This window comes from Marinitenerispora sediminis, from assembly GCF_003336425.1.
Taxonomy (GTDB): Bacteria; Actinomycetota; Actinomycetes; order Streptosporangiales; family Streptosporangiaceae; genus Marinitenerispora; species Marinitenerispora sediminis.
In genome coordinates this window covers 1-13477 of sequence record NZ_QEIO01000006.1, presented here as the reverse complement: position 1 = coordinate 13477, position 13477 = coordinate 1, and the positions used below count along the sequence as shown (strand labels likewise).

The 13477-nt window shown below is 72.2% G+C and carries 12 protein-coding genes and 1 pseudogene; 3 read left to right on the top strand and 10 right to left on the bottom strand.

What is annotated here, in order from left to right; all coding sequences use genetic code 11:
* Window positions 1–164 precede the first annotated feature (164 nt).
* On the bottom strand, window positions 165–1103 hold the full coding sequence (locus DEF28_RS01855) for a hypothetical protein (protein WP_114399406.1): 939 nt from the start codon (window positions 1101–1103) through the stop codon (window positions 165–167).
* Window positions 1104–1480: 377 nt separating this feature from the next.
* Here DEF28_RS01855 and DEF28_RS01850 point away from each other — a divergent pair, with 377 nt between their 5' ends.
* Window positions 1481–1756, top strand: coding sequence for a DUF3073 domain-containing protein (locus tag DEF28_RS01850; RefSeq protein WP_114399405.1), 276 nt, complete (start codon window positions 1481–1483; stop codon window positions 1754–1756).
* Between the two features lie 214 nt (window positions 1757–1970).
* Here DEF28_RS01850 and purM read toward each other — a convergent pair whose 3' ends face one another.
* The 3 genes from purM to DEF28_RS01835 form a co-directional block, all read right to left on the bottom strand.
* Window positions 1971–3026, bottom strand: a complete 1056-nt coding sequence (gene purM / locus DEF28_RS01845; protein ID WP_114399404.1) for a phosphoribosylformylglycinamidine cyclo-ligase — start codon at window positions 3024–3026, stop codon at window positions 1971–1973.
* Window positions 3027–3120: 94 nt separating this feature from the next.
* Window positions 3121–4566 (bottom strand): amidophosphoribosyltransferase, encoded by a 1446-nt coding sequence (purF, locus tag DEF28_RS01840; protein ID WP_220270030.1) that lies wholly within the window; start codon window positions 4564–4566, stop codon window positions 3121–3123.
* A 102-nt stretch (window positions 4567–4668) separates the two neighbouring features.
* Entirely contained in the window at window positions 4669–5127 is a 459-nt protein-coding gene (locus DEF28_RS01835) for a sterol carrier family protein (RefSeq protein WP_114399402.1), read from the bottom strand.
* 571 nt (window positions 5128–5698) lie between these two features.
* On the opposite strand from DEF28_RS01835, the gene DEF28_RS01830 reads away from it, so the two are divergent.
* Both DEF28_RS01830 and DEF28_RS01825 read left to right on the top strand, forming a co-directional pair.
* A complete protein-coding gene (locus DEF28_RS01830) occupies window positions 5699–6316 on the top strand; it encodes a DUF47 domain-containing protein (protein ID WP_114399401.1) in 618 nt (205 codons plus the stop codon).
* Window positions 6317–6340: 24 nt separating this feature from the next.
* Window positions 6341–7366 (top strand): inorganic phosphate transporter, encoded by a 1026-nt coding sequence (locus tag DEF28_RS01825; protein ID WP_114399400.1) that lies wholly within the window; start codon window positions 6341–6343, stop codon window positions 7364–7366.
* A gap of 87 nt (window positions 7367–7453) precedes the next feature.
* Here the strand turns inward: DEF28_RS01825 and pstB are convergent, their stop codons facing one another.
* The 6 genes and pseudogenes from pstB to DEF28_RS27395 all read right to left on the bottom strand — a co-directional run.
* Window positions 7454–8233 (bottom strand): phosphate ABC transporter ATP-binding protein PstB, encoded by a 780-nt coding sequence (gene pstB, locus DEF28_RS01820; RefSeq protein ID WP_114399399.1) that lies wholly within the window; start codon window positions 8231–8233, stop codon window positions 7454–7456.
* 52 nt (window positions 8234–8285) lie between these two features.
* Window positions 8286–9377 carry a phosphate ABC transporter permease PstA gene (pstA, locus tag DEF28_RS01815; RefSeq protein ID WP_114399398.1) on the bottom strand — a complete coding sequence of 364 codons (1092 nt, stop codon included), beginning with the start codon at window positions 9375–9377 and terminating at the stop codon, window positions 8286–8288.
* A complete protein-coding gene (gene pstC / locus DEF28_RS01810) occupies window positions 9378–10340 on the bottom strand; it encodes a phosphate ABC transporter permease subunit PstC (RefSeq protein ID WP_114399397.1) in 963 nt (320 codons plus the stop codon). It abuts the gene before it with no gap.
* Between the two features lie 328 nt (window positions 10341–10668).
* The gene (pstS, locus tag DEF28_RS01805) at window positions 10669–11784 is read right to left on the bottom strand and encodes a phosphate ABC transporter substrate-binding protein PstS (protein ID WP_114399396.1); all 1116 of its coding nucleotides are present in this window, start codon (window positions 11782–11784) and stop codon (window positions 10669–10671) included.
* 318 nt (window positions 11785–12102) lie between these two features.
* The gene (gene mshD / locus DEF28_RS01800) at window positions 12103–13074 is read right to left on the bottom strand and encodes a mycothiol synthase (protein WP_114399395.1); all 972 of its coding nucleotides are present in this window, start codon (window positions 13072–13074) and stop codon (window positions 12103–12105) included.
* A 23-nt stretch (window positions 13075–13097) separates the two neighbouring features.
* Window positions 13098–13477, bottom strand: a pseudogene (locus DEF28_RS27395) (hypothetical protein); the annotation flags it as partial.

Below are 13477 nucleotides of genomic sequence, written 5' to 3'. Positions count from 1 at the left end.
CTGGTACTCCAGGTTCGGTGCGGTGTGGCGAGGGGCGGAACGTGACGATCCTTCGCGTTCGTCCCGCTCAGAGCGGTGCCCGGCCGGGGGTGGCGGCCGCCCTGCCGGCACCGCCCGCGGACCCGCGCGGCCGGCGGGCCCAGGACCCCGCCGGCCGCGTGTGTTCAGTTGGCGTGCTCCAGCGCCTGGACGGCCCGCCAGCGCCGGGTCAGCCGGTGGTACATCGCCATCGCCAGCTCCTCCTGGCCGTTCTCCAGCCCGGTGACCGCCGCCGCGACCTCGGCGACGGACTCGTCAGCGCGCAGCCCGGCGTCGTCGAGGAGGTGCACCAGCCCGCCGTAGTCGAGTTCAAGCAGCCCGCGCGGGTGGGCCACCGCCGACAGCCAGTCCTCCAGCTGCTCGGCCGCGGTCAGCAGCACGCCCTCGCCCACCGATCCGCGCAGCACCGAGACCGCCCGGCCCAGCCGTCGGCGGGCCTCGGCCACGTCGGCGACATACAGCATCGCGCGCGTCGCTTCGCGGGGCGCCGGGACGCGGTCGGGCCGGTCGCCGGCCGGCTGCGCCGGGCCGCGGAGGTGGTGCGGTGCCGCGGTGTCGTCGAGCGCCGCCGGCCGCCCGGGGGCCGCGTCGAGCACCAGGCAGCGCTCGGCCGGCGCGAACGGGAGGAACCAGCTCAACGGGACGGTCCACGTGCTGGTGAGGATCCGGGTGCGGAGCTGTTCGCCGCGCTCCTGCCAGCGTGCGAAGCCGAGCTCCGCGGACCGGGCCACCGCCTCGGGGACGAACGCCGCGCTGACGCGGGCGGGAGTCGCGGTCCGGAACTCCCGGAAGGCCAGCCACGAGCGCAGCCGGGTCTGCCACGGGCAGACGTAGAGCTCCCGGCCCACCCGGCGCACGTAGGCGTCCCCGCTCTCGTGCTCGGGAACGGCGATCGGCGGTGTGGCGACGATCCGCCGCAGGCTCTCGGCGTGCTCCGCCGCCACCGCCTCCACCCGCCTGGGCCGGTCGGGGGAGTCCGCGTACGCCCGCCAGTAGGCCTGGTCCCGGCTCGAAAATGCGGCAATGGGCTGGTAGACACGGAGATAGGCGGTGTAGGGCAGCACGAACGCATCGTGGCATATATCGTGGCCGGTGGCACTCACTGATCGGACATCCGGGCCGGACGGCTGTCGGCGCGGGTCTCGGCGACCCGCCGGCGCTCCCGGGCGCGTACGGGGGACCGCTGACGAGACGCGGAGGGGCGGCGAGCGGGACATATGGGTGTGTCAGGCTGAGACGACGCGCCGTCGAGGGCGTGCCGAAGCGGCACGTCCGCTTATCAGCGGGCGGCGTAGGCAGGTTGGTTCCAAACCGGGTACGGTTGTATCCGTACGTAAGCTGGCGCCTGTCGTCAGTGCGGTGACGGCCGTCAGCCCGGCATTGCGGTTTTGCTAGTGATCTGGGGTTTGGGAAAACCCAAATCGTTGAGGGGGTCGAGCCAATGGGGCGCGGCCGAGCCAAGGCCAAGCAGCAGAGGGTCGCCCGGCGGTTGAAGTACAGAGCCGGTGGTACCGACCTTGATCGGCTGCGGGCAGAGCTGGGTGTCGCTGAGGACAACGTGTCGTCCGAGGAGCCTGCGGGTGCGTCGGACGGCGCCTACGAAGACCCTTACGACGACCTGGTCGACCGTTATGCGGACTATGCCGACAAGTACGTGGGCGGCGACGCCATGGGGGACACGGGGGACGACTCCGAGCGATCGGACCGTCTTCGCTAGTTTCTGGGGTTGAGCCGTCGGCGGCACGGGGCATCCGCCTAACCGGGTCCGCGGACAGCAGGCAGATACGGCCGGTGCGATCCACACCATGGGATCGGGCCGGCCCGTCTGTGTCCGCACCCGACCGGCCTGCCCCCGCAGCGCGGCGCGGGGCCGGAGGCCGGGAGCGTCCGGCGCGGCGGCGCCACCGCGCCGGTCCGGCCGGCCGACGGGGTCAGGCATGGTCACCGTCGAGCCGCACCCGCCCGGTCCCGGGTGTGACTGATCCCATGGTCCACGCCGGCAGTCCGCGTTCCGCCAGCAGCGCCAGCGCGTCGTCGACCGCGTCGGGGGCGACGACCGCCGCCATGCCCACCCCCATGTTGAAGGTCCCCTCCAGATCGGCGCGGGACAGCTCCCCGTGCTCGGCGAGGAAGCCGAACACCGGCGGCGGGCTCCACGTCGAGCGGTCCAGCACGGCGTCCACCGAGGCCGGCAGCGACCGGGCCAGGTTGCCGGCGAGCCCGCCGCCGGTGATGTGCGAGAACGCGTGCACCTCCGTCGCGGCGGCCAGCGCCAGGCAGTCCTTGGCGTACACCCGGGTCGGGGTGAGCAGCACTTCGCCAAGCGGAGCGCCCAGCTCCGGCACCTGCGCCCGCAGGTCCAGGCCGGCGCGGTCGACCACGTGCCGGATCAGCGAGTACCCGTTGGAGTGCGGTCCCGAGGACGCCATGCCGATGACGACGTCGCCGGGGCGCACCCGGTCCGGACCGAGGATCGCGTCGGCCTCGACGATGCCGGTGCCGGCGCCGGCCAGGTCGTACTCCTCCGGCCGCATGGCGCCCGGGTGCTCGGCCGTCTCGCCGCCGATGAGCGCGCAGCCGGCCTGCCGGCAGCCCTCGGCGATGCCGCCGACGATCTCGGCCACCCGCTCGGGGACGACGGAGCCGCAGGCGATGTAGTCGGTCATGAACAGCGGCTCGGCGCCGCTGACGACGAGGTCGTCCACGACCATGCCGACCAGGTCGATTCCGATGGTGTCGTGCCGGTCGAGCGCCTGCGCGAGCATCACCTTGGTGCCCACGCCGTCGGTCGAGGTGGCGAGCACCGGAGCCCGGTACTTGGTGGTGTCCAGCCGGAACAGCCCGGCGAAGCCGCTGGCGTCGGTGACGAGCTCCGGTCGGCGGGTACGCGCCACGTGCTTCTTCATCAGGTCGACCGCGCGCTCGCCGGCGGCGATGTCGACTCCGGCGGCGGCGTAGGCCGGAGCCGTGTTGGCGCCCTCTGCCACGGAAAGAACCTCTCAACGGTTTCGGTGCCGCCCCGCCGGGCGGGGCGGCGGACCGCGGGACGCGGGGTCCGGCGGTGTCGGGAACGGAAGCGGACTAGCGGCGCGCCGGGGCCAGCGCGGCGCGCGGCGCGCCGCAGGTCTTCTCCAGCAGGTACTTGCCGCGGGAGTCCTCGTCGACCTCGACCGGGTAGACGCCGTCGAAGCAGGCTCTGCAGAGCCGGTTCTTGGGCACCTCGGTGGCGGCGACGAGCTCGTCCAGGCTGATGAACCCGAGCGAGTCGGCGTCGATGGAGGCGCGGATCTCCTCGTTGGAGAGGTTCCCGGCGATGAGCTCGGCCTTGGTGGCGAAGTCGATGCCGTAGTAGCACGGCCACATGACCGGCGGACTGGAGATGCGCACGTGCACTTCGGCGGCGCCGGCCTCGCGCAGCATCCGCACCAGCGCGCGCTGGGTGTTGCCGCGCACGATCGAGTCGTCCACGACCACCAGGCGCTTGCCGGCGATGACGTCGCGCAGCGGGTTGAGCTTCAGCCGGATGCCGAGCTGGCGCAGCGTCTGGCTGGGCTGGATGAAGGTCCGCCCCACGTAGGAGTTCTTGACGAGCCCCTGGGCGAACGGGATGCCGCTGCCCTCGGCGTAGCCGACCGCGGCCGGCGTGCCGGACTCGGGTACCGGGATGACGATGTCGGCCTCGGCCGGGTGCTGGCGGGCGAGCCGGCGGCCGACCTCCACACGGGTGCTGTTGACGTTGCGCCCCGCGATGGTGGTGTCGGGCCGGGCCAGGTAGACGTACTCGAAGAGGCAGCCCTTGGGAGCGGCCGGCGCGAACCGGCGGGACCGCACGCCGCGCTCGTCGACGGTGATGAGCTCGCCCGGCTCCACCTCGCGCACCGCGGTGGCGCCCACGATGTCCAGGGCGGCGGTCTCGCTGGCGACCACCCAGCCGCTCTCCAGGCGGCCGAGCACCAGCGGGCGGATGCCCTGCGGGTCGCGGGCGGCGTAGAGGGTGCGCTCGTCCATGAAGACGAGGGAGAAGGCGCCCCGCACGTCGGGCAGCAGCCGGACCGCCGCCTCCTCGACGCTGAGCTCGGGGTCGGCGGCGAGCAGGCTGGTGAGGACCTCGGTGTCGGTCGTCGCGTTCAGCCGGTCGGCCGGCAGCATCGCCGCGAGCTCGGGGGTGTTGACCAGGTTGCCGTTGTGCCCGAGGGCGAGGCCCCCGTCACGGGACGAGTAGAAGGTCGGTTGGGCGTTCTCCCACACCGGCGACCCGGTGGTGGAGTAGCGGCAGTGGCCGATGGCCAGGTGCCCCTGGAGCGAGTCGAGGGTCGCCTCGTTGAAGACCTGGGAGACCAGTCCCATGTCCTTGTAGACGACGATGCGCTCGCCGTCGCTGAGAGCGATACCCGCGGACTCCTGGCCCCGGTGCTGCAGGGCGTAGAGACCGAAATAGGTGAGCTTGCTGACTTCTTCGCCGGGAGCCCAGACCCCGAACACTCCACAGGCGTCCTGCGGTCCGCGTTCGAGTGGATCGATGTCCATGCTGAGCCGGCCGTCGGGATGCGACACGCTTCCCAGCTTAGTGGCTGATCACCGGGACCGCGTCAAGCGGGGCATGGCCTCGACCGGGTCCGCCGGGATCCGTCACCACAGCGGGAGGAGGCGCCCCAGATCGGCGCGGACGCCGCTGGCCGCCACCGCGTGAGTCGCGACCGCGTCCTCCCAGGACCGTCCCCCGAGCGCGAGCGCCAGCCAGGTGAGTGGATCCGTCTCGACCACGCCGGGCGGGGTGCCGCGGGTGTGCCGGGGGCCCTCCAGGCACTGGACGGCGCCGAACGGCGGGACCCGCACCTCCAGGCTGTGGCCGGGCGCCCGGCGGGCGAGCTCCTCAAGAGTGCCCCGCACGGCCGCGCGTACGGCGGCGCGCTCCGGCCGCGCACCGCGGTCGGCGGCGCGCAGCACCGCCGCGGCGCAGGCGGTCAGGACCAGGGCCGGGCGGTCCGGGCCGTCGTAGGGGGGCTCGCCGAGCGCGGCGAGCTGGTCGTCGAGGGCGGACCGCAGGGCGGCGTGCCGGCGTTGCGCCGCGGTGGGTTTCGAGGGCACGGACCCGAGATTAGGCCAGTGCGCGGCACGCGCCGCCGCTGGACCGATTCGGCGCGCCGCGTCACGATCCCGAAACGATCGGCGCGCGGCTCCGATGGCGGCCCGCCGGAACGGGCAGCGCAACAACGGGAACGTCCGGCCGACCCGGCGCTCGGATCCGGCGGCGCGGACGAACACCGTCCGACCGGAAGGGAAAGCGGATGTGGCGACGTGGTTCCGTCTGGTGACCGGGGCGGCGAATGGTGTGTTCTACTGTGATTTGTGTCCTGTTCACGTGCCTGCCGGCCCGGTAGGTGGATGGTCGGAGGCGTTCGGCCCGCCACTCCGGACTGTTGCCCGCGGAATGGGGCGGTTAGGATGATTGCTCCGCGACCTTGGCTTTTGCCGGGGGTCGAGGCGTTCCACGTGATCCCAAGTGAACAAGGAGTGACGCGCCCCTGCTCGACGCGACGGGGGTGCCGTGGGGTCGCGCCCGGAGGAGCGGCGCGGCTTCGTTGTCGGTTTTGCCGGGTTTACCCGGTTGGTGCCAATAGCATCCTCACGGACGACCACCGCACTTCGGGAGAGAGATGTGCGCCTGCGCCTGACTCCGCGTGATGACAGCTACTACGAGATGTTCGCGGACTCCGCGAACAACCTGGTCATAGCCTCTCGGCTGCTGGTCGAGCTGATCAGCGAGGGCGCCGATCGCGACGCCATCACCGAGAAGATGCGTGCCTGCGAGCACGCGGGCGACGAGCGCACCCACGCCATCATGCGGCGCCTCAACGAGAGCTTCGTGACGCCCTTCGACCGGGAGGACATCTACCGCCTCGCCTCCTGCCTTGACGACGTCATGGACTCCATGGAGGCGGCCGTGGACCTCATCGGCCTCTACCAGCTGGACCGCCTCCCCAAGGGCATCATCGACCAGGTCGAGGTGCTGGAGCGCGCCGCCGAGCTCACCGCCGAGGCCATGCCGCGGCTGCGCTCCATGAAGGACCTCACCAGCTACTGGATCGAGATCAACCAGCTGGAGAACCAGGCCGACCAGATCTACCGGCGGCTGCTGGCCCACCTGTTCAGCGGCGAGTACGACGCGCTCACCGTGCTGAAGCTCAAGGACGTGATCGAGGAGCTGGAGACCGCCGCGGACGCCTTCGAACACGTCGCCAACACCGTCGAGAGCATCGCGGTCAAGGAATCCTGACCCCCCAACCGGAAGCCCAGTCGAGTGCCCCCCGAAACCGCAGCGCTGGCCACGGTCGTCGCCTTGGCGCTGCTGTTCGCGTACACCAACGGCTTCCACGACGCCGCGAACTCCATCGCGACCTCCATCACGACCCGAGCGCTCGCACCACGGGTCGCGGTCGCCATGGCCGCGGTCATGAACCTGGTGGGCGCCTTCCTCGGTGAGGGCGTGGCCCGCACCATCGGCGCGAACCTCATCGCCCCGCTCCCGGGCACCCACGGGCTGCTGGTGCTCTTCGCCGCGCTGGTCGGCGCGATCGTCTGGAACGTGTTCACCTGGTTCCGCGGCATCCCCGCCTCGGCCTCGCAGGCGCTGGTGGGCGGGATGGTCGGTGCGGCGCTGGTCTCGGCGAGCACGGTCGACTGGGGCGGTGTCGTGCACAGCTTCGTGCTGCCCATGGCGCTGTCACCGCTCGCCGGCGGACTGCTCGGCTACCTGCTGATGCTCGCGATCATGTGGGCGTTCCGCAACGCCGCTCCGCGCCGGCTGGGGCGGGAGTTCCGGCTCGCGCAGAGCGTCTCGGCGGCGGCCATGGCGCTCGGCAACGGCCTGCAGGACGCGCAGAAGACCATGGGGGTGGTCGTGCTCGCCCTGGTGACCACCGGCTACCAGAGCAGCTACGACGTGCCGGGCTGGGTGGTCGTCGCGGCCGCCGTGGCGATGTCGCTGGGCACCGCCACCGGCGGCTGGCGCATCATGCGCACGCTGGGCCGGCGGGTCATCCACCTCGACCCCGCGCGCGGGTTCGCCGCGGAGGCGACGGTCTCGGTCATCACCTACGCCACCTCGTTCGTCTGGCAGGTGCCGATCTCCAGCACCCACACGGTCACCGCCGCCATCGTCGGCGTCGGCGCCACCCGGCGGCTGTCCGCGGTGCGCTGGGGGGTGGCCGGCGACATCGTGCTCATCTGGCTGCTGACCGTGCCCGGCAGCGCCGCGGTGGCCGCGGGGGTGTACCTGCTGTGCGCCACGGCGTACCCGCCGGCGCTGGCACTGCTCGGTCCGTGAGGGCCCGGGACGGCGGACGGGCGGCGCGCCGGAGCGCGCCGCCCGTCGTGGGCACGCCCGCCGGCCCGGAGCCGGCGGGCGCGCGGATCAGCCGAACCGGCCGGTGATGTAGTTCTCGGTCTCCTTCTTGTCGGGCTTGGTGAAGATCTTGTTCGTCTCGCCCATCTCGATCAGCTTGCCCGGCTTGCCGGTGCCGGCCAGGTTGAAGAACGCCGTGACGTCGCTGACGCGGGCCGCCTGCTGCATGTTGTGGGTCACGATGACGATCGTGTAGTTCTCCTTGAGCTGGGAGATGAGGTCCTCGATCGCCAGCGTGGAGATGGGGTCCAGCGCCGAGCAGGGCTCGTCCATGAGCAGCACCGCGGGCTCCACCGCGATGGCCCGCGCGATGCAGAGCCGCTGCTGCTGTCCGCCGGAGAGGCCGGCTCCCGGCCGGTTCAGCCGGTCCTTGACCTCGTCCCACAGGTTCGCGCCGCGCAGCGAGCGCTCCACGAGCTCGTCGGCCCGGGCCTTGGGCATGCGCTGGTTGTTCAGTCGCGCACCGGCGATCACGTTGTCATAGATCGACATCGTCGGGAACGGGTTGGGCCGCTGGAACACCATGCCGATCTCGCGGCGGACCGCCACGGGATCGACCTCGGGGGCGTAGATGTCCTGGTCGTCGAGCATGACCTTGCCCTGCACGCGCGCGCCGGGGGTGACCTCGTGCATGCGGTTCAGCGTGCGCAGGAAGGTCGACTTGCCGCAGCCCGAGGAGCCGATGAACGCGGTCACCGACCGGGGCTCGATGGTCATCGACACGTCCTCCACGGCGAGGAAGTCGCCGTAGTAGACGTGCAGTCCGGAGACGTCGATGCGTTTGGACACGGTGGGTACCTCTGGTTTTCCGGAAAGCGTGTGGTGAGCGGGGACGGGGTGGTCAGCGTCCCAGCTTCGGGGCGAAGAACCGCGAGACCAGGCGGGCGAGGAGGAACAGCAGCATCACGACGAGGATGAGCGTGAGTGCCGCGGCCCAGGCGCGCTCGTAGTTGATGGCGCCGCCCATGCGGACCTGCGAGTAGATGAACACCGGCAGGCTCATCATCTGGCCGTCGAACAGGTTCCAGTTGATGGCCACGGCCGAGGAGCCCGCCGTGAGGATGAGCGGGGCGGTCTCGCCGATGACGCGGGCCAGCGCCAGCATGACGCCCGTGGTGATCCCGGCGATCGCGGTCGGCAGCACCACCTTGACGATGGTGAGCCACTTGGGCACGCCCAGCGCGTAGGACGCCTCCCGCAGCTCGTTGGGCACCAGGCGGAGCATCTCCTCGCAAGAGCGGACCACGACCGGGATCATGAGGACGGAGAGGGAGATCGCGCCGGCGGCGCCGTTGGTGTTGCCGGGGCCGAACAGCAGCATCCACAGCGCGACCACGAACAGGCCGGCGACGATCGACGGGATGCCCGTCATGACGTCGACGAAGAAGGTGATCGCCTGCTTGAGCCGTCCCCGGCCGTACTCGACGAGGTAGATGGCGGTCATCAGCCCGATCGGGATGGAGATGAGCGCCGCGAACCCGGTGATGGAGATGGTCCCGACGATCGCGTGGTAGACGCCGCCGGCGTCCATGCTCGGGGTGACCCCGTTCATCGACACCGACAGGAAGTAGCCGTCGAGCCGCTGGAGCCCGTTGACGAGCACGGTCCACAGCAGCGAGACCAGCGGCACCATCGCCAGGGCGAAGCAGGTGTAGACGACCGCGGTGACGAGCCGGTCGGTGGCCCGGCGGCGGTTCTCGACGATCGCCGAGGCGACGGTGATCGCCACCGCGTAGGCCACCGTGGTGAGCACCGCCAGCAGCGGGGCGTTGAAGGCCCCGGCGGCGAGCAGGACGCCGGCCACGGCGCCCGCGAGCACCACGAGCAGGGCCGGCGGGACCCAGCGGGGCAGCGTCCCGCCGAACAGCCCGGCGTTGCGGAGGTGGGCGCCGCCGGCCGCGCCGGTGGAGGTCGGGTCGGTGGTGGTGGCCATTTACGAGAACTCCTTGCGGCGCGCGACGACGAACCGCGCGACCATGTTGACGACCAGGGTGATCGCGAAGAGCACCAGACCGGCCGCGATGAGCGCCGACACCCCGTAGCCGGTCGCCTCGGGGTACTGCAGCGCGATGTGCGCCGCGATCGTCTGGTTGCCGCTCTGCAGCAGGGCCCAGGAGACCACCAGGGAGGGGGACAGGATCATGGCGACCGCCATCGTCTCACCGAGCGCGCGGCCGAGGCCGAGCATGGCGCCGCCGATGATGCCGGGCCGCCCGAACGGCAGCACGGCCATCCGGATCATCTCCCAGCGGGTCGCGCCCAGGGCCAGCGCGGCCTCGCGGTGCGCCTGCGGCACCTGCTGGAAGACGTCGCGGGTCATCGCGGTGATGATGGGCAGGATCATGACCGCGAGCACCAGGCCGACGGTCAGCATGGTGCGGCCGGTCGTCGAGACCGGCCCCGCGAACAGCGGGATCCAGCCCAGGTACCGCTCCAGCAGCAGGTAGAAGGGTCCGAGCTGGCCCACCAGCCAGCCGATCCCCCAGAGTCCGTACACGACGCTGGGGATGGCCGCGAGCAGGTCCACCACGTAGCCGAGCACCGCGGCCAGGCGGCGCGGCGCGTAGTAGACGATGAACAGCGCGATCCCGATGGCCACCGGAGTGGCGACCAGCAGCGCGATCGCCGCCGCGAGGATGGTGCCGAAGGCCAGTGCCGCCACGCCGAACGCCGGTTCCTCCCGGACGTTGGCGGCCCATTCGCTGGTGGTGAAGAAGTTGGCGGTGTTCGCGCTCAGCGAGTCGTAGGACTGGCCGATGAGGAAGGCCGCGACACCCGCCAGGATCGCCAGGATCAGCACGCCCGATCCGCGTGCGCCGTTGGCGAAGACGACGTCGCCTAGCCGACGTTTGCCCCTGGGGATCCGGGCCGTCGTAGACGAGTCTGTGGTGGTCATGTGGGACTCCGGTCGAGATGGTTCACTGTTGCGCTCCCGGGCGGAGCGCGCTGGTCCGCGGTCGCGCCGACGGCCGGTGACGGGGTCGGTTACATTCTGTGCTCTGCTCGGTTCGGGCCCGTGTGCGCCGGGCCGTCGGGTACCGTATCCGAGCCCGTGACGCGGGCGGCGGGCCGCCCCCGTCCCGAGGGGCGGCGACCACCGCGGCGGCGGGACGGCCGCGGGTCGGCGCGCCGCGGGCGGCGCGGGCCCGCGGAAACGCCCTTAGGGGTAGAACCCTCCCCGTCGGGAGCGGTCCTACCCCTGCCTGGAGCTACCGGGTAGCGAATCAGGCGCCAGCCGAGATCTGGTCGATGGTGCCCTGGAGCTGCTCGCGCAGCTCGGCCGAGATCGGCGCGGAGCCCGCCTCGTCGGCGGCGGCCTGCTGGCCGTCCTCGCTGATCAGGTAGCCGAGGAAGCTCTTGACGAGGTCGGCCTCGGCCTGGTCCTCGTAGCTCATGCAGGCGACCTCGTAGCTGACCAGCACGATCGGGTAGGCGCTGGAGTCCTCGGTGGCGTAGTCCAGCTCGATGGCGTGGTCGTCGTCGTTGCCGGGCACGGCCTCGGCGGTGTCGACGATGGCGGCCGCGGCCTCGGGGCTGTACTCGACGAAGGCGTCGCCCACGCCGACCGCCGCGGTGCCGAGCTCACCGGCGTGCGAGGCGTCGACGTAGCCGATCGTCCCCTGGCCGCCCTCCACGGCGGAGACGACGCCCGAGGAGCCCTGCGCGGCCTCCTTGGGCTCGACCGGCCAGTCGCCGCTCGGCTCGTGCGGCCAGGCGTCGCCGGCAGCCGCGGCGAGGTAGGAGGTGAAGTTCTCGGTGGTGCCGGACTCGTCGGAGCGGTTCACCGGCACGATCTCGGTGTCGGGGAGCTCGACGTCGGGGTTGTCGGCCGCGATCTCCTCGTCGTTCCAGGTGGTGATGTCGCCGTTGAAGATGCCGGCGATCACCTCGGGGCGGAGGTTCAGCGACTCGACGCCCTCAAGGTTGAAGATGACGGCGATCGGGCTGATGTAGGCGGGGAGGTTGACGGCGTTGGAACCGTTGCAGCGCTCGGTCGCCTGCTCCAGCTCCTCGTCCGCGACGGCGCTGTCGGAGCCCGCGAAGGCCACCGCGCCGTCGAGGAACTGCGAAACGCCCGCACCGGAGCCGACGGCGTCGTAGGTCACCGTGGTGCCTTCGCAGGCGCCCGTGTAGGCGGCCACCCACCCGTTCATGGCGTTCTCCTGCGAGCTGGCGCCGGCACCGGCCAGCGTGCCGCCGCCCTCGACGCAGTTCGCGTCGCTCGCGGCGGAGGCGCCGCCCTCGCTCGGGTCGACCGCCTGGTCGCTGCCGCAGGCGGAAAGCGCCAGGGCGCCGGCAAGTGCCACTCCCGCGAACTGGCCATACCTTGAGAGCTTCACAGCCCTGGTGTCCTTCCTCTGGACTCTGTACACCTTTGGGCAGGTCCGTAGCGTCCCCTGCCGAATGTGAAGGTAGGGAGGGCAGATGACCAGCTATCCCAGCGAGAGTGAACGCACGGTGAACGGCGCACCGAATGTCCGGGAAGAGCGGGCGGATGACGGGCGGCGAACAGGTGAACCAGCCCGAATATGCGTAATTTGTCGGCTATGTGGGTGTCATGACCAGGATTGATCTCAGCCCACGCGGGTCCGCTCACGCAGCGTGCGCGCTTCCGGCCGCCGGAGCCGGACGGACGCGCGGCGGCCGGCGTGGGCGGGTCAGGCCGGGGGCGCGTACATTACGTCGGCGTCCCAGAGGGTGAAGCCGAGCGACTCGTACAGCCGCACCGCCGCCCGGTTCGCCTCGTCCACGTACAGCAGCACCCACGGCAGCCCGCGGTCCCGCAGGTGGCGGAGCCCGACCAGCGTCAGCGCGCGGCCCAGGCCGACGCCCTGCCAGTCCGGATCGACCCCCACCACGTACACCTCGCCCACGGGCTCGGAATCGCTGAGGCCCGCTCCATCGGCGTGCACCTTCGTCCAGTGGAACCCGGCGAACGCGCCGCCGGCGGCGTCCTCGGCCACGAAGAAGCCCGCCGGGTCGAACCAGTCCTCCGCCTCGCGCTGGCGCAGGTCGTCGAGCGTGACCGCGCCCTGCTCGGGATGGTCCGCGAACGCGCGGGCGTTGACCCGCAGCCAGAGGGGCTCGTCCCGGCCCACCTCGAACGGGCGGATCGCCAACCGGTCCCCGGCGCCGCCCCTGAGCACCGGCTCCGGAAGGGAGACGGGCGCACCCGCCGCGTCGCGCAGCGCCATCCGCATCTTGTACAGCCCGCGTACCTGCGACCACCCCGCCGCCCGTGCCAGCGCCTGCGCGCCGGCCAGCCGGCCGTGGGCCCACACCCGCGGTCCGCGCGCGGCGTCCTCCGTGAGCGAGCGCAGCAGCCGCGCGCCGTGGCCGCGGTAGCGGTGGTCGGGAGCCACGACGAGTTCGGCGGAGTCCGGTTCCGCGGCCGGATCCGCCGCCCGTTCGGCGAAGGCGAAGCCGGCCGGCTTCCCCGTCCCCGGCTCGGGCCCCTCGTACAGCAGGTGGAAGCGCGCGGTGCCCGCGGGCGCTCCGTGCCGCACCCGCAGCAGCGTCTGCTCGGACAGGGGGCCGACGCCGTCCGCATCCCGGGCCGCCGCCGCGAGGGCGGTGACGGCCTCGACCTCGTCCGCCGTCAGGGTCTCGGTGATGCGCACGTGGGTCATGGCCCGAGTCTAGGCCGGGACGGTCAGGGCTTCCGGCGCCGGCCCCGGTACGGTCCGTCGCCCGCCCGCACCCGCCGGGCGGGGCCGAGCGGCGCGGCGAGCAGCAGGAGGAGCAGCAGGAAGAGCAGCAGCGCGCTGGGAGCCACCGCGCCGCGGCGCTCCTCGGCCTCGGTGGCCACGGTGGTGCCGGAGGCGTCGCCCGGGGTGACGGTGGGCAGCTCGGCGAGGCCGTCCGAGCCGACCTCCGGGAGGTCCAGGGCGCCGGTCGGCAGCTCCGAGAGGTCGGCGCCCGGGGCACCTGGGACGGTGGTGTCGACATCGCCTCGCGGCGCGGACGCCGCCCCTCCCGGCCGGAGCGGCGGCCGGGCCGGCGTGCCGGTGCGCTCGCTGGTGGAGGTGGCCG

Bases quoted from the DNA above. Each gene is read 5' to 3' on its own strand.
- DEF28_RS01850 (WP_114399405.1), top strand. From the start codon at position 1,481: ATGGGGCGCGGCCGAGCCAAGGCCAAGCAGCAGAGGGTCGCCCGGCGG.
- purF (WP_220270030.1), bottom strand. From the start codon at position 4,566: ATGGACATCGATCCACTCGAACGCGGACCGCAGGACGCCTGTGGAGTG.
- pstA (WP_114399398.1), bottom strand. From the start codon at position 9,377: ATGGCCACCACCACCGACCCGACCTCCACCGGCGCGGCCGGCGGCGCC.
- pstC (WP_114399397.1), bottom strand. From the start codon at position 10,340: ATGACCACCACAGACTCGTCTACGACGGCCCGGATCCCCAGGGGCAAA.
- mshD (WP_114399395.1), bottom strand. From the start codon at position 13,074: ATGACCCACGTGCGCATCACCGAGACCCTGACGGCGGACGAGGTCGAG.